The organism is Enterobacter sp. MGH 37 (genome assembly GCF_000534515.1).
Taxonomy (GTDB): Bacteria; Pseudomonadota; Gammaproteobacteria; order Enterobacterales; family Enterobacteriaceae; genus Enterobacter; species Enterobacter kobei.
In genome coordinates, this window is sequence record NZ_KI973205.1 from 1,552,776 (window position 1) to 1,578,926 (window position 26,151).

The following is a 26,151-nucleotide window of genomic DNA, read 5'->3' on the forward strand; positions in this document are numbered from 1 at the left end:
TGCGCTCCTTACAGCACTTTAGAGAGGAACTGGCGCGTTCGCGGGTGCGACGGACGGTTTAAAACGTCGTCGCTGTTGCCCTGCTCCACAATTTTCCCGTCGACCATAAATACCACCTGATCCGCCACTTCCCGGGCAAATCCGATCTCATGCGTGACCACCACCAGCGTGGTGCCAGAGCGGGCCAGCTTTTTGATGACGTCCAGGACTTCCCCCACCAGCTCCGGATCCAGCGCCGAGGTAGGCTCGTCAAACAGCATTACGCGCGGACGCAGCGCCAGCGCACGGGCAATGGCAATGCGCTGCTGCTGGCCGCCGGAGAGATGGCGGGACCAGGCGTCCGCTTTATCCCTCAGCCCCACCACATCCAGCAGGCTATATGCCCTTTCCACCGCCTCTTTCCTGCTGAGCTTTTTATGCGCGATGGGCGCCTCAATCAGATTTTCCAGCACCGTGAGATGCGGAAAGAGATTGAAGTTCTGAAACACATAGCCCACGTTGACGCGCTGCCTGAGGATCTCGTTCTCTTTCAGTTCGTAAAGCCTGTCACCCTGACGACGGTAGCCAATGTAGTCCCCGTCGATCTGGATGAAGCCTTCGTCGACGCGCTCCAGGTGGTTAATGGTGCGTAGCAGCGTCGATTTACCCGAGCCGGACGGCCCGAGGATCACCGTTACGGAGCCCGGCGGGATCTCAAGCGTGACGTTGTCGAGCGCTTTATGGCGGCCAAAATATTTGCTGACGCCGGTAATTGAAATATGTCCTTCAGGAGAGGCTTGCATGGACGGGCTCCTGTGCAGGCGTGGTGGTGACAGCGCGGCTACGACGGGTGGCGCTATTCTGGTTCACGGCGGAGCGGCGTTCGCTGCGGGCGAGCCCGCGCTCAACACCATACTGGATAGCGGACAGAACGGTGGTGATCGCCAGGTACCACGCGGCACCGACCATCAGCAGCGGGATCACCTCCTGCGTGCGGTTGTAGATCATCTGGATGGTATAGAACAGCTCCGGCATCGCCAGGACATACACCATCGCGGTACCCTTGGCGAGACTGATAATTTCATTGAACCCCGCGGGCAATATGGTACGCAGCGCCTGGGGCAGAATGATCCGCACCGTGCGACGCCATGCGGGCAGGCCGAGCGCGGCGGCAGCCTCATACTGGCCGTGATCGACCCCGAGGAATCCGCCACGAATGATCTCGGCAGTATAGGCACTCTGAACGAGGGTTAACCCCACCACCGCGGTAGAAAATTGCCCGAGCACGTTGATGGTTTCAAAACTGCCCCAGGTGATGCGGGTGAACGGTACGCCGAGCGAGAGCGTGTCGTAGAGATAGGAGAAGTTGTAGAGGATGATCAGCACGACTATGAGCGGCAGCGAGCGGAACAACCAGATGTATCCCCACGCCAGGCTGCTTAACAGCCAGGAGGAAGAGAGTCTCGCCAGGGCCAGCAGGCCGCCAATCACCACGCTCAGCGCAGTGCCGATCAGGGTCAGCAGCAGGGTCTGCCCGACACCTGCGAGGATCACCGGGTCAAAGAACCAGCGGGCAAACACCGCCCACTCCCAGCGCGGGTTAAAGGCCACGGACTGGATCACAACGGCCAGGATAAACAGGGCCACCACGGCGCCGACAGTCCGCAGCGGATAACGCGCCGGGACCACCTTAATGGTTTCAACGTTGCTCATCGTCGTTCCTCATGCGGTTTTACTGAACGCTTCACGTACCAGCGTTTTGGTGAAACGCAGCCGACCGTCAAACGGCGGCTGGCTGTACTCTTCCGGGTCACGGGTGAGATCGAACTGCGGCTGGTATCCCTGGCTGAGATAGAGCCGCACCGCTTCCGGTTGACGAAAACCGGTCGTCAGGTAGATCTGGCTGTAACCCGCCAGCACCGCCCTGCGCTCCAGTTCCTGCACCACGCGGGCAGCAAGCCCCTGCTGACGCAGGGATTTGTCCGTCCAGATGCGTTTAATTTCGGCGGTCCGTTCATCAAAGGGTTTGTACGCACCGGTGGCGATAATCTTCTCGTCACGTTCCAGCACGATAAACAGCCCCTGTGGCGCTAAATACCACGCCGTGAGCTCAACTTCCGCGTCCTTAGAGAAGTAGTCGCCGTAGCGGGCGGCATATTCACCGAACAGTCCCTCGATAATCGGCTGCAGTTCGGCATCTTCCGGCGAAACATCACGAAATTGTTCACGCATAGCGCCTCCTTAATCTCCCAGACCTGCCGGGTTCACCTCGGAATGAGCAATGCGCTCAACCCCTTCTCCCCAGCGGTTTAGAACTTTGTCGTAATCGCCGTTTTTGATTACGCCATTAAGCGCGGTTTGCACCGGCTCGACCAGGCCGCTGCCTTTTCTCAGCGTGACCGCGATGTGCGCCGCTTTCGGCCAGCCGCCGTCCACGCTGCCGACGAGTTTGGTTTTGCCGTTGAGCGCCGCTTTCCACGCGCCTATCACGTTCGGGCCAAAGTAGGCATCCGCGCGCCCGGACTGCAGCGCCAGCGTTTGCGCCGCATCGTCTTTGGTGTAGATTGGAGTAAAGGGTTTCAGCCCTTTCCTGAGGTTCTCGGCATTCCATGCCAGCAGAATGGCTTCCTGGTTGGTACCGGAGCCCACAATAATCCTGAGCCCGGCGATGTCCTCTGCTTTTTTAAGCGAGGTAATCGGGCTGGTCGATTTCACGTAGAAACCGAGGGAGTCCTTACGGTAGGAGGCGAAATCAAACTTCTCTTTGCGCGCTTTGGTGACGGTAATATTACTGATGGCGGCATCGTATTTTCCGGACGCCACGCCCAGCGGCCAGTCTTCCCACGAGGTCGGCACCACGTTCAGCTCCAGCCCGAGGCTGTCAGCCACCAGGCGAGCGACGTCGACCTCGCTTCCCAACAGCGTTTTGTTGTCATCGGAGAAAACCGTGAGCGGCGGTTGATTCAGCCCCGCCACCGCCACGGTAAATTTCCCGGGTACGGCAAAGCGATAATCCTTCGGTAGCTGCGCGACCGCCTCGCCGTTTTTGACGGTGTTGATCGGCGTTTTATTGGCCTCAATACTCACGCCAGTGCCGTTAATCGTGACATTCTCTGCCCGGACGACAGGGGTAAAGGCCAGCGCGAGCGCCAGAATAAGCGATGTTTTCTGCATAGCGGTGTTCTCTTTTATTGTTGTGTGAACGTGTTTTTCGGTTGATCCAGACCTAAGCTGTCGCGCAACGTGGTGCCGGGATAGTCGGTACGGAACAGGCCGCGGGCCTGCAAAACGGGCACTACCTGGTCAACAAAGCGCGGGAAGGTATCCGGCGTGCCGCCCTGAATGATGAAGCCGTCTGCGGCATAGCCTTCAAACCAGGCCTGAAGGCCGTCTGCAACCTCTTCCGGCGTGCCGGAAAAACGCGGGCGCGGCGACGCGGCTTCCAGCGCCACCTGGCGCAGGGTTAAGTTGCGTTCGCGGGCGTGACGCTTAATTTCATCGGTGGTGCTGCGGAAGCTGTTTTTGCCTAGATCGCCGATATCCGGGAACGGCTCGTCGAGCGGATACTGACTAAAGTCGTGATGCTCAAAATAACGTCCGAGGTAATTAAGGGCATCGTGAATCGACACCAGCGCCGCCGTAGTCTGGTACTGGTTTTCCACGTCTTCTGCATCGTTGCCAACGATGACGCTGACGCCCTGGAAAATCTGTAAGTCAGACGCGCGCCGACCGTTCGTTTCCAGTTGCTGTTTCACGTCACGATAAAACGCTTTTGCTTCTTCGAAGGTGTCATGGTGGGTAAAAATGGCGTCGGCATGTTTTGCCGCCAGTTTTTTCCCGTCATCCGACGCACCGGCCTGAAAGACAACCGGACGTCCTTGCGGCGTGCGACCAATATTGAGCGGCCCGGCGACCTGGAAGAAATCCCCGTGATGATTCAGGGAGTGCAGTTTAGCCGGGTCAAAAAACTGACCGCTCTCTTTATTACGGATAAAGGCATCCTCTTCCCAGGAGTCCCATAGTCCTTTCACCACGTCCAGATACTCATCGGCAATGCGATAGCGCAGCGCATGTTCCGGGTGTTTTTCGCGGGAAAAGTTCTTCGCTGAACCTTCCAGCGGCGAAGTCACCACGTTCCAGCCAGCGCGTCCGTTGCTCAGGTGGTCGAGGCTGGCGAACTGCCGCGCCGTGGTAAAGGGCTCGCTGTAGGAGGTGGATAAGGTTCCCACCAGCCCCAGTCGCGAGGTAATACTTGCCAGCGCAGATAACACCGTTAAGGGCTCAAAACGGTTTAAAAAATGCGGGATCGATTTTTCGTTAATATAAAGACCGTCGGCAACGAATAAGAAATCGAGTTTGCCCTCTTCCGCTTTTAATGCCGTCTCTTTAACGAAATCAAAATTGATACTGGCATCCGCGACGGCCGCCGGATGACGCCAGGCGGACATATTTCCGGATGCGCCATGCAAAATGGTCCCGAGCCGCAGTTGACGATGTGCAGACATATTTACCTCATGATTAATCAGACGTGTTGCAGGGCGTGTTCCGCAAGCTGGGCAAAATAGCGGGCAGCGGGTTCAATTAAGGCTTCATCCGGATTAAATGCCGGGTGGTGTAAACCAAACGGACTGTTGCTGCCGATGCTGACAAACGCGCCGGGAACAGACTGGAGATAGACTGCGAAATCTTCTCCGCCCATATGTAGCTCGGCGTGATGGGTTTCATACCCCGCTTCACGGGCGACCGAGGTGGCGAAATCGGCCCAGCGTTGGTCATTGACCAGCGCAGTGGGCCCGGCAAACCAGGTGATATCAATCTGCGCGCTAAAGGCACTGGCAAAACCGGCCGCAATTTCCCCCACGCGGGCTTTCACGTTTTGCTGCACTTCCGTGCGGTGAGTGCGTAGCGTACCTTCCAGCTCAACGTTTTCCGGCAGCACGTTCCAGGTGTTGCCCCCGGCGATGCGCGTCACGCTCAACACTACCGAATCCAGCGTATTCACATTGCGGCTGGCGACGCTTTGCAGCACGGTCACCAGCTGGCTGGCCAGGAGAATAGCGTCGTTGCCTTCATGCGGGCGCGCGGCGTGCGCGCCTTTTCCGGTAATGCGGATCGCGAAGCGGTCGACGTTGGCATAGAACGGCCCGCCACGGGTCGCGAACTTCCCCACCGGCAGGCCGGGCTCGTTGTGCATCCCAAAAATCGCGCTGACATCCCGCAGGGCACCGGCCCGCACCATGCTCTTCGCCCCCCCAAAGTTCTCTTCGGCTGGCTGAAACAGGATCCGCACCCGCCCCTTAAGCGAGGCTTCCCGCGCTTTCAGTTTTAACGCTGCACCGAGGATCACGCTGGTATGGATATCGTGTCCGCAGGCATGCATCACGCCGGGCTGTTGCGAGCTAAACGGCACGCCGCTGCGCTCCTCAATGGGCAGGGCATCAATGTCTGCCCGCAGCGCGATCAGTTTGTTACCGGTCCCGATCTCCGCCACCACACCGGTCGGCAGGTCGTAAGGCAGCGGCGTGATGCCCGCGGCTGACAGCCACCGGCGCAGGCGCGCCGTCGTTTCCACTTCCTGGCCGGACAGCTCCGGGTTCTGATGCAGCTCGCGACGCCAGGCAATCAGTTGTTCACCAAAGCTCATACGGTAACCTCCCTGTTCAGACGCGCCTCGGCCAGCAAACGCAGGGACTGCACGCGCGTTGCCCCCTCCGCAACCGGCGTGTCGATGATAAATTCGTCGATCCCCCACTGCGCGTGTAGCGCGTTCAGCTGTTCCAGCACCGACTCCGCCGTCCCCGCCAGCAGCGACTGGGCGCGACGGGCGATGCGCACCGGCTCACTCCCGGCCTGACGCGCAAAGGCATAGGCCTGATCCTCGCTGGCGACGGTCACGCGCTGGCCGTTTGCCAGCTCAACACCCCACACTTCGACCTTCTGCGCCAGGGCTTCGGCCTCAACCTGGGTCGGTGCGATAATCGCCTGCACCGCCACTATCACCTCCCGCGCGCTGTTCTTACGCCAGGTCGAAACCACCTCGCGTAACAGTTCCGGGTCTCCGTTCAGATGCGCGGCAAAGACAAAGTGCCAGTCGAGTGATGCGGCGAGCAGCGCGCTTTCCGTGCTGGCGCCCAGCAGAAAACCCTGTGCAGGTACCGGTGGCTGCGGCGTGGCGCGAACGGCTTCCTCCGCTGAGTGGTTTTCAGGGCGGATCCAGCGATCGAGCTGGGCCAGCTGTTCGGCAAAGCTGCCCTTTTCCTGCTGATCCAGCCCCTGCTGCAGCGCGCGGGTCGAGAGCGGTAATCCGCCAGGCGCTTTTCCGACGCCAAGATCCACGCGGCCGGGCGCCAGCGCGGCCAGCACGTTGAAATTCTCGGCGACTTTATACGGACTGTAGTGCTGGAGCATGACGCCCCCGGAACCGACCCGGATGCGCGTTGTTTGCCCGAGGATCCAGGCAATCAGCAGCTCCGGCGAGGGACTTGCAAGCTGAGGGGTATTGTGGTGTTCGGCAATCCAGAAGCGGTGATAGCCCAGATTTTCTGCCTGCTGCGCCAGCGCTAACGTACGCGCCAGTGCATCGGCAGCCGTTTCGTTTTCAGCGATGGGGCTTTTGTCCAGAATGCTGATTCGCCATGACATGTTGCGTTCTCGTTTGACTTAACATGTCGACATTATTAAAGGCGTATTTCACCACTGAGAAACAATTAATTTACATTTAGTTTTCTGGAAATCAGATATACAGCGCCCTGCTAGGGATGAGTTTTCAGCGAAGCAATCAGCGCATCCGCCTCCTGGCGATGGGTGATGCGAACAAACTGAATGTGGGCGTATTGCGGGTTTTTCATATCAGCGTCGTAACGCTCGCGGTTAATGCGCCAGGTTTTAAGGGTCCAGATGATGATGGATTCCCGGCTGAAAAATGAGCGGCGGAAGCTTTCGCAGTTTCCTGTGCCAGGCCACAGTTCCTGTTGGTGCCATGCGCGTTTAAACGCGCGCGTCACCGCCTGCCAGAGCGTACGGACAAAACCGCAGTCCACCCACACGACCAGATCAACCTCACGCCATTTCACCGGGCGCGTGCGGTTGTAGTTGCCATCAAGCACCCAGCCGGGTGTGGCAGCGAGCGTATTTTCCAGCGTCTCCAGTAGCTCCTCACCGGGCGTTCCCTTCCACTCAGAACGCCAGTAGAGCCTGTCCATCTCAATATAAGGGAGCGACAGTTCCGTCGCGATGCGCCGGGCAAGCGTACTCTTTCCGCTCCCGCTGGTACCGATAATATTGATTTTCACCGTTCCGCCTGGCCATGCTGAAGAAAACATTTCGGATCATATCGTTTTATTTTTGTTAATGAAATGCCCGTGACGCGCTGCCTCATTGCGCGCTACCTCAACGTAATTATTAAGGATTTCTGATGATTAAAGCAGCACTTCACTATTAGTTCTGTCTAAAAACTCGCCACGATTCAGCGTGTTGTAATCCTCATCTGCTCTGACCACACGATTTCCTTCGACCTGCATCACTTTCGACACGGTTATATTTTGCGTCGCTTATGAATTGCAGGTAGGATGCCTCGCCATGTTTCGCCTTATCCATACGCAGAATGACTGGGAAGGCGACATGTGTTTGCGCAGAAGCAATCGTTTGTATCGCTCTCTGCCAGGCAGGACTATCACGATAATGGTTCAGACAGGCAAACAGGTAACTCAATGAAAACAAGCAATAAAAGCGCAGCCGATCATCACGCTGCTAAACGTCGCTGGTTGAACTCCCACGAAGAGGGCTACCACAAAGCGATGGGCAACCGTCAGGTGCAAATGATCGCCATCGGCGGCGCTATCGGAACAGGTCTGTTTTTAGGTGCTGGTGCGCGTCTGCAAATGGCTGGCCCGGCTCTCGCCCTGGTGTATCTGGTGTGCGGGATCTTCTCTTTCTTCATTCTTCGCGCACTGGGTGAACTGGTGCTGCATCGTCCGTCCAGTGGGAGTTTTGTTTCCTACGCCCGTGAATTCCTCGGTGAAAAAGCGGCCTACGTGGCAGGCTGGATGTACTTCGTCAACTGGGCGATGACCGGTATCGTCGATATCACCGCCGTTGCGCTCTACATGCACTACTGGGGCGCGTTTGGCGATGTGCCGCAGTGGGTCTTTGCCCTTGGTGCGCTGGCGATTGTCGGCACCATGAACATGATCGGCGTGAAGTGGTTCGCCGAAATGGAGTTCTGGTTTGCGCTGGTAAAAGTGCTGGCGATTGTGATTTTCCTGGTCGTCGGGACCGTGTTCCTCGGCAGCGGTAAGCCGCTGGATGGCAATGCCACCGGCTTCCACCTGATAACCGATAACGGCGGTTTCTTCCCGCACGGTCTGCTGCCTGCGCTGGTTCTGGTTCAGGGCGTCGTGTTTGCCTTTGCCTCTATCGAACTGGTCGGTACCGCAGCGGGTGAATGTAAAGATCCGCAGACCATGGTGCCGAAAGCCATTAACAGCGTGATCTGGCGTATCGGTCTGTTCTACGTTGGCTCCGTGGTGCTGCTGGTTCTGCTGCTGCCGTGGAATGCCTATCAGGCTGGTCAGAGCCCGTTTGTCACCTTCTTCTCTAAGCTCGGCGTGCCTTACGTTGGCAGCATCATGAACATCGTGGTACTGACGGCGGCACTCTCCAGCCTCAACTCCGGCCTTTACTCTACCGGTCGTATCCTGCGCTCTATGTCGATGGGCGGTTCTGCGCCGAAGTTCATGTCGAAGATGAGCAAGCAGCACGTACCGTATGCCGGTATTCTGGCGACCCTGGTGGTGTATGTCTTCGGTGTATTCCTGAACTATCTGGTGCCGTCTCAGGTTTTCGAGATCGTTCTGAACGTGGCCGCACTTGGGATTATCGCCTCCTGGGCCTTTATCGTGGTTTGCCAGATGCGCCTGCGTAAAGCCATTAAAGAAGGCAAAGCCGCAGACGTCAGCTTTAAGCTGCCGGGCGCACCGGTGACCTCATGGCTCACCCTGCTCTTCCTGTTTAGCGTGCTGGTACTGATGGCGTTCGACTACCCGAACGGTACCTATACCATCGCCACCATTCCGCTGCTGGCCGTATTGCTGATCGCAGGCTGGTTCGGCGTACGTAAACGCGTTCACGAAATTCACAGCACCGCGCCGGTTCATCCTGATGATGAAAAACACGACGCACCGCTGGTGGAAGAGACCTCGCGTTAATAAAAAAGCCGGGTGGCGGCTTCGCCTTACCCGGCCTACATCTTATCGTTTTTGCAGGCCCGGTAAGCGCAGCGCCACCGGGCAATTCCCACATTAGAGTGCAATACGAATCACATCGTCAGGCTGAGTGGCTTCCTGCTGGCGAGTGGATTTTTGTTTCACCGTCACGTACAGGATTTTGCCATCGGCAGACAGCGCCAGGCTATTCGGGTAGACAGGCGTGTCGAAGGTTTTTGTCACCTTATAAGACTTCGCGTCAATCACGCTCACTTTACCGGCTTCACGGTGCGTCACGTAGGCTTCATTGCGAGCCGGGTTAAACAGAACCGCCAGTGATTCAGGCGCCGCAATTTTCTCCATCACGCTGCCGTCTTTCAGGCTCACCACCAGCACTTCCGGTTGTTTTGAGTCGGTCAGGAAGGCACGCTGACCGGCGGTGTCCAGGCTCAAATTCAGGTAGAAGTGTTCTTTGCCGTCGTCCTGCACTTTTTTGCGGCTGAGGATGGTGTTGGTGGCGGTATCAATGGTGACCAGCTCGCCGTCCGCATTCGTTGTATAAAGGCGTTTCGCCCCGGCATCAAGTGCCAGCCCGGTGCTGTAGGTACCCGTATTTGCGATGGTTCCTTTCAGCTTCAGCGTGGCGCCATCCACCACCCAAATCACGCTCTCTTTGCCCACACCGGTGATGTAAATCGTGTTGCTCGCGTCATCCGCCACCAGCTGTCGCGGCTGCAGCGGTTTCACCGTTTCGCTGCGCTGGCGACTATCCAGCACCAGACGCCCTTTCACGTCGCCCGTTTTCGCATCAATGGCCGTCACCGCGCCGTTGATCGTGTTACCCAACCACAGGGTTTGCGTCGCGCCGTCGAGGGTTGCACCAAAAGGTTTGAGATCGCTATGAATGGCCTGCGTGACCTCCAGCGTGGCAGGATCAAGGCGATAGATAATCCCACCCTTGTCAGTTTTACGGCTTTGCGACGTCGCAACCCACAGCGCATTCTCCTGCTGGCTGACCGCCATTTCATAGGCACCTTTACCCACTGCTTTACGCAGCATCTCTTCGGCGGCATGCACCTGGAAGGTTCCGGCAAACAGTAAAGCGGCAGACAGCAGAGAGGTGCTCAGTCGCGGTGAGCACAGATGGCGTAAAGACATAACAATTCCTTTTTTGAAAAATGGGAGTACGGCTGACATCGCTTCCGGCTGGCAACGTCATGGCGTCGCCGTTATGATAATGAGAATAGTAATCATTAATGAGTTAAAAGTGGAGTTTTTCTTTCCCTTCTCGTCTTTCATTAACGCAATGTGCGGTTATAGTTTTCAAAACATTTACAAAACCTTTAACATGTATGGACATGTTCCATTTGGTTCGTTTACACACCACAACCGGTTTTACTCATGAAAATCATTTCTGCCCGTAAGGCATCTCTCCCGCTGCTGCTGGTCCCCGTTGTTTTTGTGCCGCTTAGTGCGATCGGCGCAGAGGAACAAACCATGATCGTCAGCGCCACGCCGCAAACCGTATCAGAGCTTGATACCCCGGCGGCGGTCAGCGTCGTGAATGGCGATGATATGCGTCATGCCACGCCACGCATTAACCTCTCTGAATCGCTTGGCAGCGTTCCAGGGCTGCAAATCCAGAACCGGCAGAACTATGCCCAGGATCTCCAGCTTTCAGTGCGTGGGTTTGGTGCCCGATCAACGTTTGGCGTGCGCGGCATTCGCATGTATGTCGACGGTATCCCTGCCACCATGCCGGACGGACAGGGCCAGACGTCTAACATCGATCTCTCCAGCATTGACAGCGTTGAAGTGCTGCGTGGCCCCTTCTCTGCCCTGTACGGTAACGCCTCTGGCGGCGTGATTAACATGACTACCCAGACCGGGCAGCAGCCACCGACCCTTGAGGCGAGCAGCTATTACGGCAGTTACGGTACATGGCGCTATGGAATGAAAGCCACCGGCGCCATGGGTGACGGAACGCATGCGGGAGACGTGGATTACACGGTTTCGACTACCCGCTTCACCACCAAAGGCTTCCGCGACCACAGCGGCGCGCGGAAGAATCTGGCTAACGCCAAACTGGGTGTACGCATTGACGACGCCAGCAAGCTGACGCTGATTTTCAACAGCGTGGACATGAAAGCCAACGATCCGGGCGGGCTGAGCTATCAGGAGTGGCAAAACAACCCGCGTCAGTCTCCGCGCGGCGATCAGTACAACACGCGCAAGACCATCAAGCAGACCCAGGCCGGTCTGCGCTATGACCGCCAGCTTAGCGCTCAGGACGATCTGAGCGTGATGATGTATGCCGGTGAGCGTGAAATGACGCAGTATCAGTCGATTCCTTATCAGCCGCAGCTGCGACCTTCTCACTCCGGCGGCGTGATTGATATGCAGCGCCACTATCAGGGCGTTGATACCCGCTGGACGCACCGTGGTGAGCTGCTGGTGCCGGTCACCTTCACCACCGGTCTGAACTATGAAAACATGAGTGAAGATCGTCGCGGGTACGAAAACTTCGTGATGAACAACGGCGTGCCGGATTACGGCGTTAAAGGCGATAAGCGTCGTGATGAACGCAATCTGATGTGGAACGTCGATCCTTATCTGCAAACCAGCTGGCAGTTAACGCAGAAACTTTCCGTCGACGCGGGCGTGCGCTACAGCTCGGTCTGGTTCGATTCCAACGACCACTATGTTACGCCGGGGAACGGCGATGACAGCGGTGACGCGAGCTATCACAAATGGCTCCCGGCAGGCTCGGTGAAATATGCGGTGACGGACGCGTGGAACCTCTATGCGGCCGCAGGACGTGGCTTCGAAACGCCGACCATCAACGAACTTTCTTATCGCGCCGATAATCAGGGCGGCCTGAACATCGGCCTGAAACCTTCCACGAACAACACCTATGAAGTGGGCAGCAAAACCCGCATCGGTAATGGTCTGCTGACGGCAGCGCTGTTCCGCACAGACACAGATGATGAGATCGTGGTCGATGCCAGCGCTGGCGGTCGTACAAGCTATAAAAATGCCGGGAAAACCCGCCGTCAGGGGGTAGAAGTCTCTCTCGATCAGCAGTTTGCTGAGAACTGGAAGCTGAAAATGGCGTGGACATACCTGGACGCCACCTACCGCACCAACGTCTGCGGCGATGCTGACTGTAATGGCAACCGTATGCCGGGCATAGCCCGCAATATGGGCTTCGCGTCGTTTGGCTGGCAGCCAGAAGAAGGCTGGTACGCGGGTTCTGACGTGCGCTATATGAGCGACATCATGGCTGATGACGAAAACACGGCGAAAGCGCCGTCGTACACGGTGGTTGGGCTCAATACCGGGTATAAATTTAACTATGGCAACTGGGGGATGGACGTCTTTGGCCGCGTAGATAACCTGTTCGACAAAGAGTATGTCGGCTCCGTTATTGTTAACGAATCGAACGGGCGTTATTACGAGCCCGCACCTGGCCGTAACTACGGTGTTGGTCTGTCGGTCTCTTATCGCTTCGAGTGAGAAAAAAAGTAAAGTTTATTTTATAAATGAAATAATGCTCCTGATGGCAATAAGCCATCAGGAGTTATTCACCAGATAAATAATTAGGTGCGGGATATAGTCGCTCTGCTAAATAATCTCTTAGTTAAAATATTGTCGCTGTAAAAGCGTATTCGCTTCATCAATCAACTTATCAATGGCCTTCTGGCTGGCATCAACATCTCTTCTCTCAAGGGCTGAAAGCAGCTCGTCATAGTGATAAGTCGACACTTTGATGTCATCAAGCTCACGGTGAAGATAGTTAATACACGGGCCGATGCGCACCCATAGCTGTTCAATCAACGCATTCAGCGTCGGCATTTCGGCATACTGATAAAGCGTAAACCGGAAGACACGATTCGCATGGAGCGCCTGCTGGACGTTCCCGTTGCGCATGGCCTCATGAAATACGTCCGACAATTTGCGCAACGTCTCCAGCTTTTGCTCAGACATATTCTGACAGGCCGCGGCGACTGCCATGGGCTCAAGCTGTTTGCGAATGGCGTTAATTTCGTTATAACGATCCAGCGTGACCTCTGGCACCAGAAAGGCCTGCGCGGGCGTAGCGTGTAACGCCCCTGCCGACACCAGACGCAGCAGCGCTTCGCGGACCGGCGTAATACTGGTTCCCAATTTATCGGCAATCTCTTTCGTAATCAGCCGTGCGCCAGGTTTGAGGGAGCCTGTAATTAATGCTCCTTTCAAACTGAGTTCAACTTGCATGGTAAGACTGATCCTTTGGGCTTTTTCTAAGTGATCCAAATCAAGCATGTTCAATTCCTGTAGCTAAAACTTAATGCTATTTTTAAGCGTCGGTTTAATAAAACGACGCTGCTTCGATATATCCTGTATCGTCATGCCTGGTGGTGGGAAGTACGTAAAAACAGCAAAAAAAGCAAACTGTGATTTTTTATCGGCTTCGGGCGCATCCGGGATGATGGCGCGAAAAACCATGTCCGTTAATTAAAGACAATATATCGTATCTTCACAAATAAATATGGCGGGAAACCCCGCCATCATGCTTTTTATTTATTGTCACCCGCGACGCGAATCACGACTTTGCCGAAATTTCGACCTTCCAGCAGGCCAATCAGCGCCTCGGGCGCGTTCTCCAGCCCATCCGTGACCTGTTCACGATAGTGAATTTTACCTTCCTGCACCCAGCGCCCCATCTCGTCCTGGAACGCCTTAATGTGGTGGCCATAGTCCTGAGCGATAATGAACCCCTGCATCCGAATACGTTTCTTCAGAATTGTGCCCATCAGCAGCGGCAAGCGATCCGGTCCTTCAGGCAAGCCCGTCGCATTGTAGCCACTCACCAGGCCGCAAACCGGCACGCGCGCAGAGGTATTCAGTAGCGGCAGTACGGCGTCAAAGACTTTCCCCCCGACGTTTTCATAATAGACATCAATCCCTTTCGGGCAGGCGTGCTTCAGCTGGTCGGCAAAATCCGCCGCGTGGTGATCGAGACACTGATCAAACCCAAGAACATCAACGGCATGACGGCACTTTTCTGCCCCACCGGCAACGCCCACTACCCGGCAACCTTTGATTTTGCCAATCTGCCCAACGGTGGCGCCAACCGGACCTGTCGCCGCAGCGACCACCAGCGTTTCACCCGCTTTCGGTTGTCCGATATCCAGTAACCCCATATAGGCGGTAAAACCAGGCATACCCAGAATACCCAGCGACCAGGAAGGATGAGACGGATTGTCGCCCAGCTTGACCAGGCCGCTGCCGTCCGAAAGTTCATATTCCTGCCAGCCGCTGTAGCCCAGCACCCATTCACCGGGTTTGAAATCGGGATGGTTTGACTGCTCAACGCGGCTGACCGTTCCCCCGACCATCACGGCACCCACCTCTACCGGAGGGGAATAGGATGGCGCATCGCTCATGCGACCCCGCATATACGGATCCAGCGACAGCCAGACGGTACGAAGCAACAGCTGCCCCTCAACGGGCGTGGGAACAGGTTGTGTTTCCAGACGAAAATTTTCCGCGACCGGCGCGCCCTGTGGACGAGAAGCCAGCACCCAGCGGCGATTTTGCGAAACAGCGTGATTCATCAGGATCTCCTTCTGCTACAAATGTCATTACAGCCTGGCTCATGAACGGCGTTATCGCTTCCTTTACGAGCCCGACTGGTTAAGCCGTACAACCAGATAGACACAGCTTTCATTCGTTTCGTTGATGAAACGGCAGTCATTTGGCGGCCCAAGTTCAAGACAGTCACCGGCCTGCATCTCGTGGCGTGTGTCGCCTTCCTGAAACACCAGCTCGCCGGACTGCAGCCAGATGAGCTGACGAGCCAGCGCGTAAGACGATGCGGGCATCGGCACATCGCTCCCGGCAGGCAGTTCTACCTGAACAAGGTCGATGGGCAGATCGGTACGGGGAGAAACATGACGGCGGAGATAGTGCGTTTGCGGGTCGCGCCAGACAGGCTGATTGGCAAGGCGCAGGAGTTTACCTTCCTGCATCTCCGCGCGTGCAATCAGCGTGGACATGCTGATGCCAAACGCGCCGGACAGGCGGGCAAGAAGAGTCGCTGTCGGGCTGCTGTCTCCGCGCTCAATTTTGTGGATCATCGCGCGCGAGACCCCTGCCCGGTCAGCCAGCTCGCTCAGGGACCATCCGCGGGACTCGCGTTCAAGACGAATTCTTGCACTAATTCGTTGATTCATTGTGTCTGTTATTGTGTTCATGACGTCATACTATAGTGTATGAATGGCATTTCAATGGGGTTCTGATAACAAAAAATAAGGCTTATGGCGTAGCGCCCGGACGATGCAGTTGTGTAATATCGTATCTACAACGTAATACTATAGTGAACAACACACAGAGGGAACATCATGATCGTTCGTCATGCCTGCAAAGAAGACTGCGCTGCGATAGGAGAGATCTATAACCACGCGGTGCTGCACACTGCCGCGATCTGGAACGATAAAACCGTCGATACCAATAACCGTATCGCGTGGTTTGAGGCTCGTACACTTGCAGGCTATCCGGTTCTGGTGAGCGAGGAAAACGGTGTTGTTACCGGATACGCCTCTTTCGGTGACTGGCGAGCCTTTGATGGTTTCCGCCATACGGTAGAACATTCGGTCTATGTCCATCCGGATCATCAGGGCAAGGGGATTGGCCGCACGTTGATGAAAGCGCTGATTAACGAGGCCCGCACCCTCGGTAAACATGTGATGGTGGCCGGTATTGAAGCGCAAAATCAGGCCTCCATTCACCTTCATGAAACCCTCGGTTTCGTGACTACCGGACAAATGCCGCAGGTGGGAACCAAGTTTGGCCGGTGGCTGGACTTAATATTTATGCAGCTGCAGCTTGACGAGCGCAGCGACCCGGACGCTATTCCATGAATCAATCACTGACGCTGGCATTTCTGGTGGCGGCGGGAATCGGTCTGGTGGTACAGAATACCTTGATGGTGCGCATCACCCAATCCTCCTCCACCATTCTGATCGCGATGCTGCTCAACTCGCTGGTCGGCATCGTGCTGTTTGTCAGCATTCTGCTGCTGAAACAGGGCGTCGCCGGGTTTAGCGAGCTGGCCGCAACGGTGCGCTGGTGGACGCTTATTCCGGGGCTGCTGGGTTCGTTTTTCGTCTTTGCCAGTATCAGCGGATATCAGAACGTTGGCGCAGCGACCACCATCGCCGTACTGGTGGCCAGCCAGCTGATCGGTGGGCTGGTGATGGACGTTCTGAGAAGCCATGGCGTTCCACTCCGCGCCCTGGCAGGCCCGGTGTGCGGTGCGGTGATGCTGGTTGTCGGGGCCTGGCTGGTCGCACGACGCCAGTTTTGAGGCTACAGAATCGTGCCGCCTTTGGTCAGCTGTTCCTGCCGCGCGTCCATTTCTTCTTTATGCTGCTTACCGTGATGCGAAATCGCGGTACGCAGACGCTGCTGCTGGGTATAGCGTTCTTCCCGGCTGAGCTCGGCATCATCGCTCAGTTCAATCAGCAGTTCGTTCATATGGGCAATCACGCTCTCGTCGATGGCGGCATCCACGCGGGCGATCACGTCGTTTAAATGTGACATTGTCACTCCTCCTCACGTGCCCGGTGGCGCTACGCTTACCGGGCCTACGGGTGCAAAATGTAGGCCCGATAAGGCGTAGCCGCCACCCGGCAATAAAATGCTTAGTTCAGCTTCGCTTTTGAAAAATCACTGCCCATCAGGCTCACGCTGTACCCGGTCACGTTGCTGCGGGTCGCATAGAACGTTTTGCCGTTTGCCAGTGCGATCCACGGAGCCTGCTGGTAGAAAATCTCCTGCGCCTGGCCATAGAGCTTCGCACGCTCAGCCGGATTGCTGGTCAGCTTCGCTTTTTGTACCAGGGAATCATAATCTTTATCGCACCAACGTGCGGCATTTGACCCGGTTTTAATGCTGTTGCAGCCCAGCAGCACATCGGCAAAATTGTCCGGGTCACCGTTATCGGACATCCAGCCAAACAGTGCGGAATCATGTTCGCCTTTACGCATTCCGGAGAGATATTCGCCCCACTCGTAAGAGACGATTTTTGCCTTTACGCCCACCTTCGCCCAGTCGCTCTGGATCATCTCCGCAATGCGACGCGAGTTTGGGTTATACGGACGCTGAACCGGCATTGACCATAGCGTAACGTCTGCGCCCTTCTCCAGCCCGGCCTGCTTCAGCAGCGCTTTCGCTTTTTCCGGATCGTAGCTGTAATCCTTCAGATCGTTATTAAAGCCCATCATATTGGGTGGGATCGGCGATTTTGCCACCGTCCCCGACCCCATAAAGACCGCGTTAACGATAGCCTTTTTGTCGGTCGCGTAGTTTAGCGCCTGGCGCACCAGCACGTTATCAAACGGTTTTTTCTCGGTGTTAAACGCCAGATAGCCGACGTTCAGCGCATCAACCGAGTGCAGCGTCAGGTCTTTGTTCTTCTTAATCACCTCAAACTGCACCGGAGACGGCGCGGGTATAATCTGGCATTCGTTGGTCTGCAGTTTCGCCAGACGCGTCTCCACATTTGGCGTGATGGAGAAGATCAGATGTTTGGTCGGCACCTCGCCATCCCAGTAGTTCGGATTAGCGACGTAGCGGATCAGTGAATCCACTTTGTACTGCTGCAGCACATAAGGACCGGTACCGATCGGCCAGGTGTCCACGTTTTCAGGCGTACCTTTTTTCAGCATCGCATCGGCGTATTCTGCGGAGAGAATCGAGGCAAAATCCATCCCCCAGTCGGCCAGGAACGCGGCGTTGGGTTCACTCAATGTGAACTGAACGTGGTAATCGTCGACTTTTTTGACGTCCTGAATCAGCTTATCAAGACCCACGTCGTTAAAGTATTCATAGTTACCCTGGGACACGTTGTGGTACGGATGCTTAGGGTCTTTCTGACGCATAACCGAGAAAATAACGTCATCGGCGTTAAAGTCGCGGGTCGGCTTGAAGTATTTGTTGCTGTTGAACTTCACCCCTTTGCGCAGGGTAAAGGTATAGGTCTTACCGTCCGGTGAAATCGTCCAGGATTCCGCCAGCGACGGAACCGGCGTGTTTTTCACCGGGTCGAAATTGATCAGGCGGTTGTACAGTACCTGAGAACTGGCGACAAAAGAGGGGCCGGAACTGGCGATTTGCGGGTTGAACGACTCGGGTGATGCTTCAGAACAGTAAATTAAGGTGTCGTTGTTTGCCGCCCACGCGGCACCGGCTGGTAAAAGCGCGCTCAGCGCAAGGGCGAGCAGTGTTTTCCCTGTAGACATGGTTATAACCCTGACAGTTTTATTATATAGGACAGTAATAACAGCACAGCCGTTATGACCTGGCAAATAACGAAACACTATCAGGTTATTCTAAAGCCGCGTTTTTTGCTGGTTTTACGGTCAGCATCCGAAAAGATGATTTGCCTTAAGTGCCATTATCCGTCAAGCACAACCGTCACTTTCTATGCCGCAAGAAATCGGCCCTTTTAGCGTCTCTTCCTCCGTTTGTTTTCTTCCTCGTTTCGTTAAAGTAACGGCGTGAAGAAGTATATGGGATCAAATCGTGGCTAAAACTCTTTTACGCAGCGGTAACCTGGATGATTTTCAGGCCGTGGGCGGCGGCGGACAAGCCGTTTTCGAATCAGCGTTACAAATCCGGGAAGCGCTCCGGTTGCGCAAACAACAGGCTATCGTTGACTGTCTGGCGATTCCGCAGGTCAACGACAGCGGCGACCGCGTGGACTGGTATTCCCCGGTGGAGGGAAACGTCACAAGCTGGAAAGCGGCTGATGAGGACGACCGCTATCGCGCCCTGCGCTATCTGGAAAACACCCTTGCAAGCGTAGAGTCGTTAAGCAAGAAATGTCTTCAGTCGCCGAAAACAGCGCAACAGCTCTTCGGCTCGCTGCTGTCGAAAGCATTTCAGTTCCCTGGGGAAAATTTCGTTTTTCTCGTCGACGGAAAACCGATCCTGTGCTTCTGGGGTTTTGTGAACCTGAATGAAAATGCGCGTGACGATGTCCTCGACTGCCTGCGTGAATCGCTGATCCCTGAGCCCGCCCCTATTGTGATTGAAGATCCTGAACCTGAGCCCGAGCTAGTGCCCGAACCGGCCATCACCTTTGAAAAAGCTGACGAGCCGCTGATTGCCCCGGTCGCCGCGATACGGATTACGCCGGAAGACCTGTATGCGCCCGAGCCCGCACCGGTTGTTGCGCAACCTGCGCCTGAACCCGCACCTGTCGTCATCACGAAGAAGCGTCGCGTTCCCCTTTGGACGCTGCCGGTCGCGGCGGTGATCGTTGCCGCTATTGCCGCCCCGCTGATGTGGCCAAAACCGGCCCCTTCTGCAGAGCCCGCGCCTGCGCCGGTCCCTGAGCCCGTGGCTATCGCCCCAAAACCGATCAAAGCCGTTGAGCCACTGGCGATGAATTTACCCCTGCATCAGGCTGAGGTGGTGGCGAGCAAAGAAAAAGAGCCTGAACCCGCTCCCGTGGTGATTGTCGCGATCCCGAAAGATGCCATGGTAATGGAGGCCGGTCAGGTGAAAGCCGGATCGACACGCTTCCTGAACGGTACCTGGCGCGCGATTCTCGACGTGAAAGACCCGGTCACCGGCAAGCCACCGTCAATGCGCTATCAAATCCAGAACAATAAAGGTTTCGTCCGCATAGTCCATGGCGACAATATTGTCTGCCGCGCGGAGATCTTCTCCGGGCTACACAGCAATGGTGAGCTGATGATCAAGAGTCGCGGCACGGCCCGCTGCACCGACGGTTCCCGCTACCCGATGCCGGAAGTCGCCTGTAAAGCCGGCACCAGCGATATCGCAGAATGTCGCGCCCGTTATGATGCCAACACCGTCGTCCCCCTGACGTTCAAGAAAGCAGGTGCCTGATCCTATGCTGGTAAATCTTTGCGACTATAAACAAAGCGTTACGCTTATTGCCAACAGCGGCGTGCAATTCCTCGATTTCGGGCTGACGCCGCAGGACACCGCCAGCCACGGGCGCTTCGTACGTAAGACCGCCAACGGCCCTCTTTTACGCCTCGATTTCGATCTGGTTAACGGGCGCTATACCGTGCCGGGAACGCACGGCGGCCAGCCTGAAGTGGTTAAACCGGAAACGACTATCCCGCTGCAGCAGTCCCTTGCGGTGCTGGACGGCGTCTGGCTTCCCGTCCCGTTTCTGCGTTTCAACCCGCCGCGCACCTTTGTGGAGGGGCCGGATAACTGGGCCCGCGTGCAGGTCCGCAAGCTCGACACCCCCGACACCGCAGGCAATACGCACCGCGTGACCCTCGCCCTCGACAGCCAGATTGCGGAACATGCCACCTCCGCGCTATCGCCGGTTGAAAACGATATCCTGAACGGCACCCGTTTCGCACTGGCCTGGCGCGATAGCGAGGTTGAAAGCTTCCTCGACCAGACCTGGATTGACGGCTGGCTGCGTGAAGCATTTACCCAGTATGCTGACGGCGTTGAAAATCGTTCTGAACGTGACCTGCATCAGGCGATGCGCAGCTTTGAATATCAGGCCCACTGGCTTAACCTGCTGACCATGCTCGGTGAACAGCTCACCGTGCCGGAAGTGAAATTTGTTACCCATACCCTCAGTACGCCAGCGATTCCGGTCGACCTGATCCTCGACGTCGGTAACACTCACACCTGCGGCGTCATTATTGAAGACCACGGCGATGCGAACGATGGACTGCGGCAGACCGCCGAGTTGCAGGTTCGTTCATTGAGCGAGCCGCAATTCCTCAATGAGCCTCTGTTTACCAGCCGTCTCGAGTTTTCCGAAGCACGCTTTGGCAAACAGCACTTCTCGGTTGAAAGTGGCCGCGAAGATGCGTTTGTCTGGCCGTCGATCGTTCGCGTGGGTGATGAAGCCCGCAAGCTGGCGATGCAGCGTCTGGGAACCGAAGGGAACAGCGGCATCTCCAGCCCGCGTCGCTATTTGTGGGATGAAACACCGGTGGTGCAGGACTGGCGCTTTAGTCAGATGAACGGCAAAACCCAGCGTGAGCCGCTTGCCACGGCGTTCCCGCTGATGAACCTGATGAACGATGACGGTGAACCGCTGTTTACATTACCGCAGGACGAGCGACTGCCGGTCTTCTCGCCGCAGTACAGCCGCAGCACCCTGATGACGCATATGCTGTGCGAGCTGCTGGCGCAGGCGCTGGGTCAGATCAACAGCGTCGCCACCCGCCTGCGTCTGGGCTTCCCTGCCTCGCCACGCCAGCTGCGCACCCTGATCCTGACCCTGCCCTCGGCAATGCCAAAGCAGGAGCGCGAGATTTTCCGTCGCCGCATGTTCGAAGCCATCGCCATCGTCTGGAAAGCGATGGGCTGGCACCCGCAGGATGAGGATTTTGCCACCCGCAAACAGCAGGAAAAAAGCGTGGTGCCGGTCCCTGAAATCCAGATGGAGTGGGATGAGGCCAGCTGTGGTCAACTGGTCTGGCTGTATAACGAAGCGATCTCCCATTTTGGCGGCCAGACGGAAGCCTTCTTTGCCTCCCTCGCTCGCACGGATCGTGAGCCTGAGCCGGGTGTGCAGCCCGGCCGCGCATTGCGCGTCGCGTCTATCGACATCGGTGGCGGCACTACGGATATGGCGATCACCCATTATCAACTGGATGACGGCTCCGGTAATAACGTCAAAATCACGCCGCAGCTGCTGTTCCGCGAAGGGTTTAAAGTGGCGGGCGATGATACCCTTCTGGACGTGATTCAGCGCTACGTGCTGCCCGCCCTGCAAACGCAGCTGCAGAAATCCGGGATTGCGGACGCCTCGCTGCTCATGGCGTCGCTGTTCGGCGACTCCGGGCGTATTGATACCCAGGCCGTGCTGCGCCAGCAAACGGCGCTACAGCTCTTTATGCCGATTGGCCACGCCATTCTTGCCGCGTGGGAATCCAGTGACGTTGACGATCCGCTGGCTGGCCTGCATGCCACCTTTGGCGATCTTCTGCCGCAGAAACCAACCCGCAACGTCATGAATTATCTGCAGCAGGCGATTGATCATGCCCTGCCTGCGGGCTCAGAAGCGTTCGACCTGTTCGCCGTACCGCTGCACGTCAATTTCCGCGAGATGCAGGATGCGATGCTGGCCGGTCAGTTTACGCTGACCTCTCCGCTTCACGCAGTTTGTGAAGCGATTTCCCACTACAGCTGCGATATTCTGCTGATTACCGGTCGCCCTGGCTGCCTGCCAGGCGTTCAGGCGCTGATCCGTCACCTGCAGCCGGTGCCGGTCAATCGCATCGTCTGGCTGGATAAATACCAGGTACATGAGTGGTATCCGTTCAGTCAGCAGGGGCGCATTGGTAACCCTAAATCAACCGCCGCCGTGGGTGCCATGCTGTGCAGCCTGGCGCTCGACCTGCGTCTGCCGCGCTTCAACTTTAAAGCCGCGGACATTGGCGCGTATTCTACCGTGCGTTATCTCGGCGTGCTGGATAACACCGTTAATACCCTGCGTGAGGAAAACGTCTGGTATCAGGATATCGACCTCGATAAGCCGGGCGCAAAACTCGACGCACGCCTGCACTTCCCGCTACGCGGCAACGTCACCCTCGGCTTCCGCCAGCTGGCGAACGCACGCTGGCCTGCCACGCCGCTTTATACGCTCAGCATCAATTCGGCTGAACTGGCGAAAGCGATTGCCGGTGACGGCGTGCTGAACGTGCGGCTTAAGCTCTGCGGCGGCAGCAAGCAGGAAGGTCCTGAGTCCTTTGAACTGAGCGATGCCTGGCTACAGGACGGCACACCGGTAGCGCCTGACGCCTTAACCTTCAAACTGAATACTCTGGCCGATCGCCGACACAGCGGTAGCCACTACTGGATCGACAGCGGGAGCGTATACCTGAAATGACAGCGACGACCACCACCACTCAGGCGTTAATCGGGTGGATTAATGAGACGCGCATGAATGCCCCTGTGCTGGACAACGATGCTGACGCCCTGCTTGCCCGCATCAACGCGGCGCAGGCGCGAGAGCAGGCTATTGAACGTGCCCTGACCCGCCAGAGCAGCATTGGACTTTACGGTCATTCGCAGAGCGCAAAAGCACACCTGCTGCTGTCGCTGTGCGGCAGCGGTAATGGACGGCTAAACGTTACGCCAGGCCAGCGCACCTTTGACTATTTTTCGCATATCAATCCGGGTCATGCCCTGACCAACATGGCCGTCCGCTTTACCCGGGAAAACCGGGAGGTGGTTGATGAGGCGTTTCCGCTACGTCTGAGTCTGATCACCGAGGCCGAGCTGGTACAGCTGTTTATTGCCCGCACGACGCTGCATCCGCAGATGCGCGCAGTGGATAAGGCGGTCATTGAGACACGTCTTGAGAAATGGCGTGGCCTGCGTCAGCCGCAGGGCGTACCGGGTATCACGGCGCAGGAAGTGGGTGCCATCGCCCGCTTCTGGCAGTGCACAATACCCACTGCGAAACAGCAAATTGATGATGCCCTGTGGTATGAGCTTGCCCAACTGGTGCCTTCACTTGATCTCAGCACCCGGGCAAGCGTCTGGTCGCTGCTGTGGGGTGAGCAACAGGAATTCACCCAACAGTGGCTGAAGCTCGCCCATGTTCTGCATCAGACCAGCCATGCCAGCGAGCTTGCTGCTCCGCTGAGTCTGCTGGTAGATAGCTTTGGCTTGCCGGGTGAAGGGTTCCTGACGCATGGCACCTTAACCCAGCAGGACGCACAGGAGACGCTACTGCATCCGCTGAATAACGGCGACATGCTCAACGCCATCAGCCTCCCGGTTGACGTGCTGGCCTTCCTGACCCGCGAGCTGGTCCTGCCGGTTGAGAGCGGTGCGCTGGATAACGTTGATATCATTGATATTCCGGTCTTTGAAGACAGCAGTGCCGATCCGTTAGCGCAGGCAAAATGTCAGTGGCTGCTCGACCATTACCGCCAGCAGCTACAGCCTGACGTGCTGGTTATCTGCAATGCGACAGCGCAGCACGAGCAGACGGCCAAAAAAGCAAAAGTGTTAATGAACTGGGTCAAAGAGACGCAGCCTGCTGAAGAGTCTGCCCTGCCGGGGCTGGTGTGGGCGATTACCCCGCATGACGCCCGCTTTACCACCCGCCAGAATCTTGATGAAGCCGTACAGCATCTGCTCGGTAAACCGGGTTTACGCTGGGGCACGCTGCAGGCGCTGGATAGCCACAGCATGCAGCGCGTCATTGAGTGGTTGTCTCAGGCCACGCTCCCTGCGCAGCGGCAGAAGCGCCTTGGAACGCTGAAAAGCTTGCTTCGCCAGGAGCTTTCGGCGCTAATGCGCAGCTATCTCGCCCCGCTGGTTGAGGAACCGGCTACCCGACGCGCACAGGCCGAAAACATGGTGCGCACCCTGCAAAGCAGTGCCGCCCGTCACGGCGAGCTTCTTGAAGGATTGATGCCGCCGATGAAAGCGTTTGAAACGCTGCTCGCCGTCCAGCAACCGCGCGAGGAGCAGGTCAATGGGCTGTTTACGGATACCATTGATCTGTTTACCGATAACGCCCAGGAAAGTGCTGGTCAGTTCCAGACGAAGGACAAGGCGCGTCTGGCGCACAGAGTATGGATAAATCATCTGCGTCAGTGGAGCCGTAATGAGGCCACGGCCGCCCGTCTCGGTCTGGAACCCGCAGTATTACAGCAAATCGCGGATGTTCTGGTGGTCACCAGCTACCGGCTTAAACTGGCGCAACAGCTTCAGCGTATTGTCGAAGCGGATAAGAGCAGCGCCGCGCAACTGCACGCCGTGATGGGCAATTTCGTTGGCTGGCTGGGGTATGACCAAACGCCTTCAGCAGAGCGTCCGGCAAGCCGCATCCGCAAGGGACAGGCTATCTTCGTTACGCCCGTCGTCAGCAGCGCCGCGCCACGTCTGACGCGTCTGGCGGAACAGCCAGTCCATGCGGCCACCGCGTACGTTTACGACTGGCTGGTTGCCCTCTATAGCCGGGCGATAGAGAACATTGATTACCAGCATCCGCATGATATTCAACCTGACGCACGTCAGGCATTACGGGCTTTAATCATGTAGTTGCCATTCTTGCCGGGTGGCGCTGCGCTTACCCGGCCTACATTCCGCCATAATATCAATACCTTGCAAAATTCATCGTAGGCCCGTGCAAGCGTCGCGCCGCCGGGCGAAACTTTTGCGCACATCACTCCGTCATACACCCGGCTAACGTCTGAGCCAGTGCTGACGGATTTTCCCACGACATAGAATGCCCCGCCGCAGGGATAATTTTTACCTCAACGCCTTTCTGCTTCAGATTATCAACATCGTCGTCAGGCAGAGAATGTTCGCCGAAGATCAGCGTCACCGGGCACGAGAGCGACAGGAATTGCGTTTCCCATACCGGCATTACACCCTCAACCAGGCTCTTTGCTCCGCGCCAGACTGCATACGGCGCATTGCTTTGCAGACACCCCGCCCACGCTGAGGTTTCTGCGCTGAGCATGGCGTCATAACCCTGTTCCAGAAACTGCTGTTCGGTTTGCGCCGCAATCGAGCGGCTGAACATCCCACCACCCGCGTGAAAATTAGGTTCCGACACCATCAGTCCTTTAACACGCGTTCCCAGCATTGCCGCCGTTTCAATCGCGATACTGCCGCCCATGCTGTGGCCGTATAACCAGAAGGTATCCAATTCAAGGTGGTCAATCAGCTCTGCCACCACGCGGGCCTGGTCAGTGGTGTGATAGCTGTAATGCTCGGGTTTATCGCTGTAACCGCTGCCGGGCAAATCAATGAGAATGGCCCGGCGTGCGCCAAACTGAAGGTCACGGACAACGCGGGGATATTCATAGGAAGAGGCACACCCCAGCCCGTGGATGAAGACCACGGGCTCGCCTGAGCCGGGCAAATCATGCCAGCGCACGGTGCAACCCGCCTGCTGCGAGTAAAAACTGTTCATAAGCACTCCTTTTACGATGTACTGTGT

Annotated in this window: 20 protein-coding genes and 1 pseudogene; 7 read left to right on the plus strand and 14 right to left on the minus strand. The window is 56.7% G+C overall.

Features of this window, described 5'->3' with window-relative positions:
• Nucleotides 1-8 precede the first annotated feature (8 nt).
• From L383_RS16300 to L383_RS16265, 7 genes and pseudogenes are all read right to left on the minus strand, one after another.
• Nucleotides 9-782: an amino acid ABC transporter ATP-binding protein gene (locus L383_RS16300; protein WP_014883935.1), complete on the minus strand. Its 774-nt coding sequence runs from the start codon at nucleotides 780-782 to the stop codon at nucleotides 9-11.
• The gene (locus L383_RS16295; protein ID WP_023330488.1) at nucleotides 766-1,692 is read right to left on the minus strand and encodes an amino acid ABC transporter permease; all 927 of its coding nucleotides are present in this window, start codon (nucleotides 1,690-1,692) and stop codon (nucleotides 766-768) included. The genes L383_RS16300 and L383_RS16295 overlap by 17 nt, the downstream gene beginning before the upstream one ends.
• A gap of 9 nt (nucleotides 1,693-1,701) precedes the next feature.
• Entirely contained in the window at nucleotides 1,702-2,211 is a 510-nt protein-coding gene (locus L383_RS16290) for a GNAT family N-acetyltransferase (protein WP_023330489.1), read from the minus strand.
• 9 nt (nucleotides 2,212-2,220) lie between these two features.
• A pseudogene (locus L383_RS26320) lies at nucleotides 2,221-4,484 on the minus strand (NtaA/DmoA family FMN-dependent monooxygenase).
• A 17-nt stretch (nucleotides 4,485-4,501) separates the two neighbouring features.
• Nucleotides 4,502-5,623, minus strand: a complete 1,122-nt coding sequence (locus tag L383_RS16275) for an amidohydrolase (RefSeq protein WP_023330492.1) — start codon at nucleotides 5,621-5,623, stop codon at nucleotides 4,502-4,504.
• A complete protein-coding gene (locus L383_RS16270; protein WP_023330493.1) occupies nucleotides 5,620-6,621 on the minus strand; it encodes an LLM class flavin-dependent oxidoreductase in 1,002 nt (333 codons plus the stop codon). Before L383_RS16270 ends, L383_RS16275 begins: the two co-directional genes overlap by 4 nt.
• 110 nt (nucleotides 6,622-6,731) lie before the next feature.
• The gene (locus tag L383_RS16265; RefSeq protein WP_023330494.1) at nucleotides 6,732-7,271 is read right to left on the minus strand and encodes an AAA family ATPase; all 540 of its coding nucleotides are present in this window, start codon (nucleotides 7,269-7,271) and stop codon (nucleotides 6,732-6,734) included.
• A 417-nt stretch (nucleotides 7,272-7,688) separates the two neighbouring features.
• On the opposite strand from L383_RS16265, the gene ansP reads away from it, so the two are divergent.
• Nucleotides 7,689-9,185: an L-asparagine permease gene (gene ansP, locus L383_RS16260; protein ID WP_014883943.1), complete on the plus strand. Its 1,497-nt coding sequence runs from the start codon at nucleotides 7,689-7,691 to the stop codon at nucleotides 9,183-9,185.
• A gap of 93 nt (nucleotides 9,186-9,278) precedes the next feature.
• Here the strand turns inward: ansP and L383_RS16255 are convergent, their stop codons facing one another.
• A complete protein-coding gene (locus tag L383_RS16255; protein WP_023330496.1) occupies nucleotides 9,279-10,340 on the minus strand; it encodes a 7-bladed beta-propeller protein YncE in 1,062 nt (353 codons plus the stop codon).
• Nucleotides 10,341-10,583: 243 nt separating this feature from the next.
• On the opposite strand from L383_RS16255, the gene pqqU reads away from it, so the two are divergent.
• Nucleotides 10,584-12,698 carry a TonB-dependent receptor PqqU gene (gene pqqU / locus L383_RS16250; RefSeq protein ID WP_014883945.1) on the plus strand — a complete coding sequence of 705 codons (2,115 nt, stop codon included), beginning with the start codon at nucleotides 10,584-10,586 and terminating at the stop codon, nucleotides 12,696-12,698.
• A gap of 120 nt (nucleotides 12,699-12,818) precedes the next feature.
• On the opposite strand, the gene L383_RS16245 is transcribed toward pqqU, so the two are convergent.
• The 3 genes from L383_RS16245 to L383_RS16235 all read right to left on the minus strand — a co-directional run bounded on the left by L383_RS16245 (nucleotide 12,819) and on the right by L383_RS16235 (nucleotide 15,421).
• A complete protein-coding gene (locus L383_RS16245) occupies nucleotides 12,819-13,487 on the minus strand; it encodes a GntR family transcriptional regulator (protein WP_014883946.1) in 669 nt (222 codons plus the stop codon).
• Nucleotides 13,488-13,741: 254 nt separating this feature from the next.
• Nucleotides 13,742-14,782, minus strand: coding sequence for an NADP-dependent oxidoreductase (locus tag L383_RS16240; RefSeq protein ID WP_023330497.1), 1,041 nt, complete (start codon nucleotides 14,780-14,782; stop codon nucleotides 13,742-13,744).
• A 63-nt stretch (nucleotides 14,783-14,845) separates the two neighbouring features.
• Nucleotides 14,846-15,421: a helix-turn-helix domain-containing protein gene (locus L383_RS16235; protein WP_014883947.1), complete on the minus strand. Its 576-nt coding sequence runs from the start codon at nucleotides 15,419-15,421 to the stop codon at nucleotides 14,846-14,848.
• Nucleotides 15,422-15,568: 147 nt separating this feature from the next.
• Between L383_RS16235 and L383_RS16230 the strand changes: the two genes are divergently transcribed.
• Nucleotides 15,569-16,087 (plus strand): GNAT family N-acetyltransferase, encoded by a 519-nt coding sequence (locus L383_RS16230; protein ID WP_014883948.1) that lies wholly within the window; start codon nucleotides 15,569-15,571, stop codon nucleotides 16,085-16,087.
• Nucleotides 16,084-16,533, plus strand: a complete 450-nt coding sequence (locus L383_RS16225) for a DMT family transporter (protein ID WP_014883949.1) — start codon at nucleotides 16,084-16,086, stop codon at nucleotides 16,531-16,533. Before L383_RS16230 ends, L383_RS16225 begins: the two co-directional genes overlap by 4 nt.
• A gap of 2 nt (nucleotides 16,534-16,535) precedes the next feature.
• Here L383_RS16225 and L383_RS16220 read toward each other — a convergent pair whose 3' ends face one another.
• Nucleotides 16,536-16,769 (minus strand): YdcY family protein, encoded by a 234-nt coding sequence (locus tag L383_RS16220; protein WP_014883950.1) that lies wholly within the window; start codon nucleotides 16,767-16,769, stop codon nucleotides 16,536-16,538.
• A gap of 101 nt (nucleotides 16,770-16,870) precedes the next feature.
• Nucleotides 16,871-18,469, minus strand: coding sequence for an ABC transporter substrate-binding protein (locus tag L383_RS16215; protein ID WP_014883951.1), 1,599 nt, complete (start codon nucleotides 18,467-18,469; stop codon nucleotides 16,871-16,873).
• Between the two features lie 283 nt (nucleotides 18,470-18,752).
• On the opposite strand from L383_RS16215, the gene L383_RS16210 reads away from it, so the two are divergent.
• From L383_RS16210 to L383_RS16200, 3 genes are read left to right on the plus strand one after another with little or no spacing between them, the layout of a single operon-like run.
• Complete coding sequence (locus tag L383_RS16210; protein WP_023330499.1) at nucleotides 18,753-20,087, plus strand: SrfA family protein; 1,335 nt, start codon at nucleotides 18,753-18,755, stop codon at nucleotides 20,085-20,087.
• A 4-nt stretch (nucleotides 20,088-20,091) separates the two neighbouring features.
• On the plus strand, nucleotides 20,092-23,073 hold the full coding sequence (locus L383_RS16205) for a virulence factor SrfB (RefSeq protein ID WP_023330500.1): 2,982 nt from the start codon (nucleotides 20,092-20,094) through the stop codon (nucleotides 23,071-23,073).
• Complete coding sequence (locus L383_RS16200; RefSeq protein ID WP_023330501.1) at nucleotides 23,070-25,244, plus strand: virulence factor SrfC family protein; 2,175 nt, start codon at nucleotides 23,070-23,072, stop codon at nucleotides 25,242-25,244. Before L383_RS16205 ends, L383_RS16200 begins: the two co-directional genes overlap by 4 nt.
• Nucleotides 25,245-25,368: 124 nt before the next feature.
• Here L383_RS16200 and L383_RS16195 read toward each other — a convergent pair whose 3' ends face one another.
• Nucleotides 25,369-26,124 (minus strand): alpha/beta fold hydrolase, encoded by a 756-nt coding sequence (locus L383_RS16195; RefSeq protein ID WP_023330502.1) that lies wholly within the window; start codon nucleotides 26,122-26,124, stop codon nucleotides 25,369-25,371.
• Between the last annotated feature and the right edge of the window lie 27 nt (nucleotides 26,125-26,151).

Bases quoted from the DNA above. Each gene is read 5' to 3' on its own strand.
- L383_RS16195 (WP_023330502.1), bottom strand. From the start codon at position 26,124: ATGAACAGTTTTTACTCGCAGCAGGCGGGTTGCACCGTGCGCTGGCAT.
- L383_RS16300 (WP_014883935.1), bottom strand. From the start codon at position 782: ATGCAAGCCTCTCCTGAAGGACATATTTCAATTACCGGCGTCAGCAAA.
- L383_RS16215 (WP_014883951.1), bottom strand. From the start codon at position 18,469: ATGTCTACAGGGAAAACACTGCTCGCCCTTGCGCTGAGCGCGCTTTTA.
- L383_RS16240 (WP_023330497.1), bottom strand. From the start codon at position 14,782: ATGAATCACGCTGTTTCGCAAAATCGCCGCTGGGTGCTGGCTTCTCGT.
- L383_RS16225 (WP_014883949.1), top strand. From the start codon at position 16,084: ATGAATCAATCACTGACGCTGGCATTTCTGGTGGCGGCGGGAATCGGT.
- L383_RS16295 (WP_023330488.1), bottom strand. From the start codon at position 1,692: ATGAGCAACGTTGAAACCATTAAGGTGGTCCCGGCGCGTTATCCGCTG.
- L383_RS16245 (WP_014883946.1), bottom strand. From the start codon at position 13,487: ATGCTTGATTTGGATCACTTAGAAAAAGCCCAAAGGATCAGTCTTACC.
- L383_RS16235 (WP_014883947.1), bottom strand. From the start codon at position 15,421: ATGAACACAATAACAGACACAATGAATCAACGAATTAGTGCAAGAATT.
- L383_RS16270 (WP_023330493.1), bottom strand. From the start codon at position 6,621: ATGTCATGGCGAATCAGCATTCTGGACAAAAGCCCCATCGCTGAAAAC.
- L383_RS16230 (WP_014883948.1), top strand. From the start codon at position 15,569: ATGATCGTTCGTCATGCCTGCAAAGAAGACTGCGCTGCGATAGGAGAG.
- L383_RS16200 (WP_023330501.1), top strand. From the start codon at position 23,070: ATGACAGCGACGACCACCACCACTCAGGCGTTAATCGGGTGGATTAAT.
- L383_RS16220 (WP_014883950.1), bottom strand. From the start codon at position 16,769: ATGTCACATTTAAACGACGTGATCGCCCGCGTGGATGCCGCCATCGAC.
- L383_RS16205 (WP_023330500.1), top strand. From the start codon at position 20,092: ATGCTGGTAAATCTTTGCGACTATAAACAAAGCGTTACGCTTATTGCC.
- ansP (WP_014883943.1), top strand. From the start codon at position 7,689: ATGAAAACAAGCAATAAAAGCGCAGCCGATCATCACGCTGCTAAACGT.
- pqqU (WP_014883945.1), top strand. From the start codon at position 10,584: ATGAAAATCATTTCTGCCCGTAAGGCATCTCTCCCGCTGCTGCTGGTC.
- L383_RS16255 (WP_023330496.1), bottom strand. From the start codon at position 10,340: ATGTCTTTACGCCATCTGTGCTCACCGCGACTGAGCACCTCTCTGCTG.
- L383_RS16290 (WP_023330489.1), bottom strand. From the start codon at position 2,211: ATGCGTGAACAATTTCGTGATGTTTCGCCGGAAGATGCCGAACTGCAG.
- L383_RS16275 (WP_023330492.1), bottom strand. From the start codon at position 5,623: ATGAGCTTTGGTGAACAACTGATTGCCTGGCGTCGCGAGCTGCATCAG.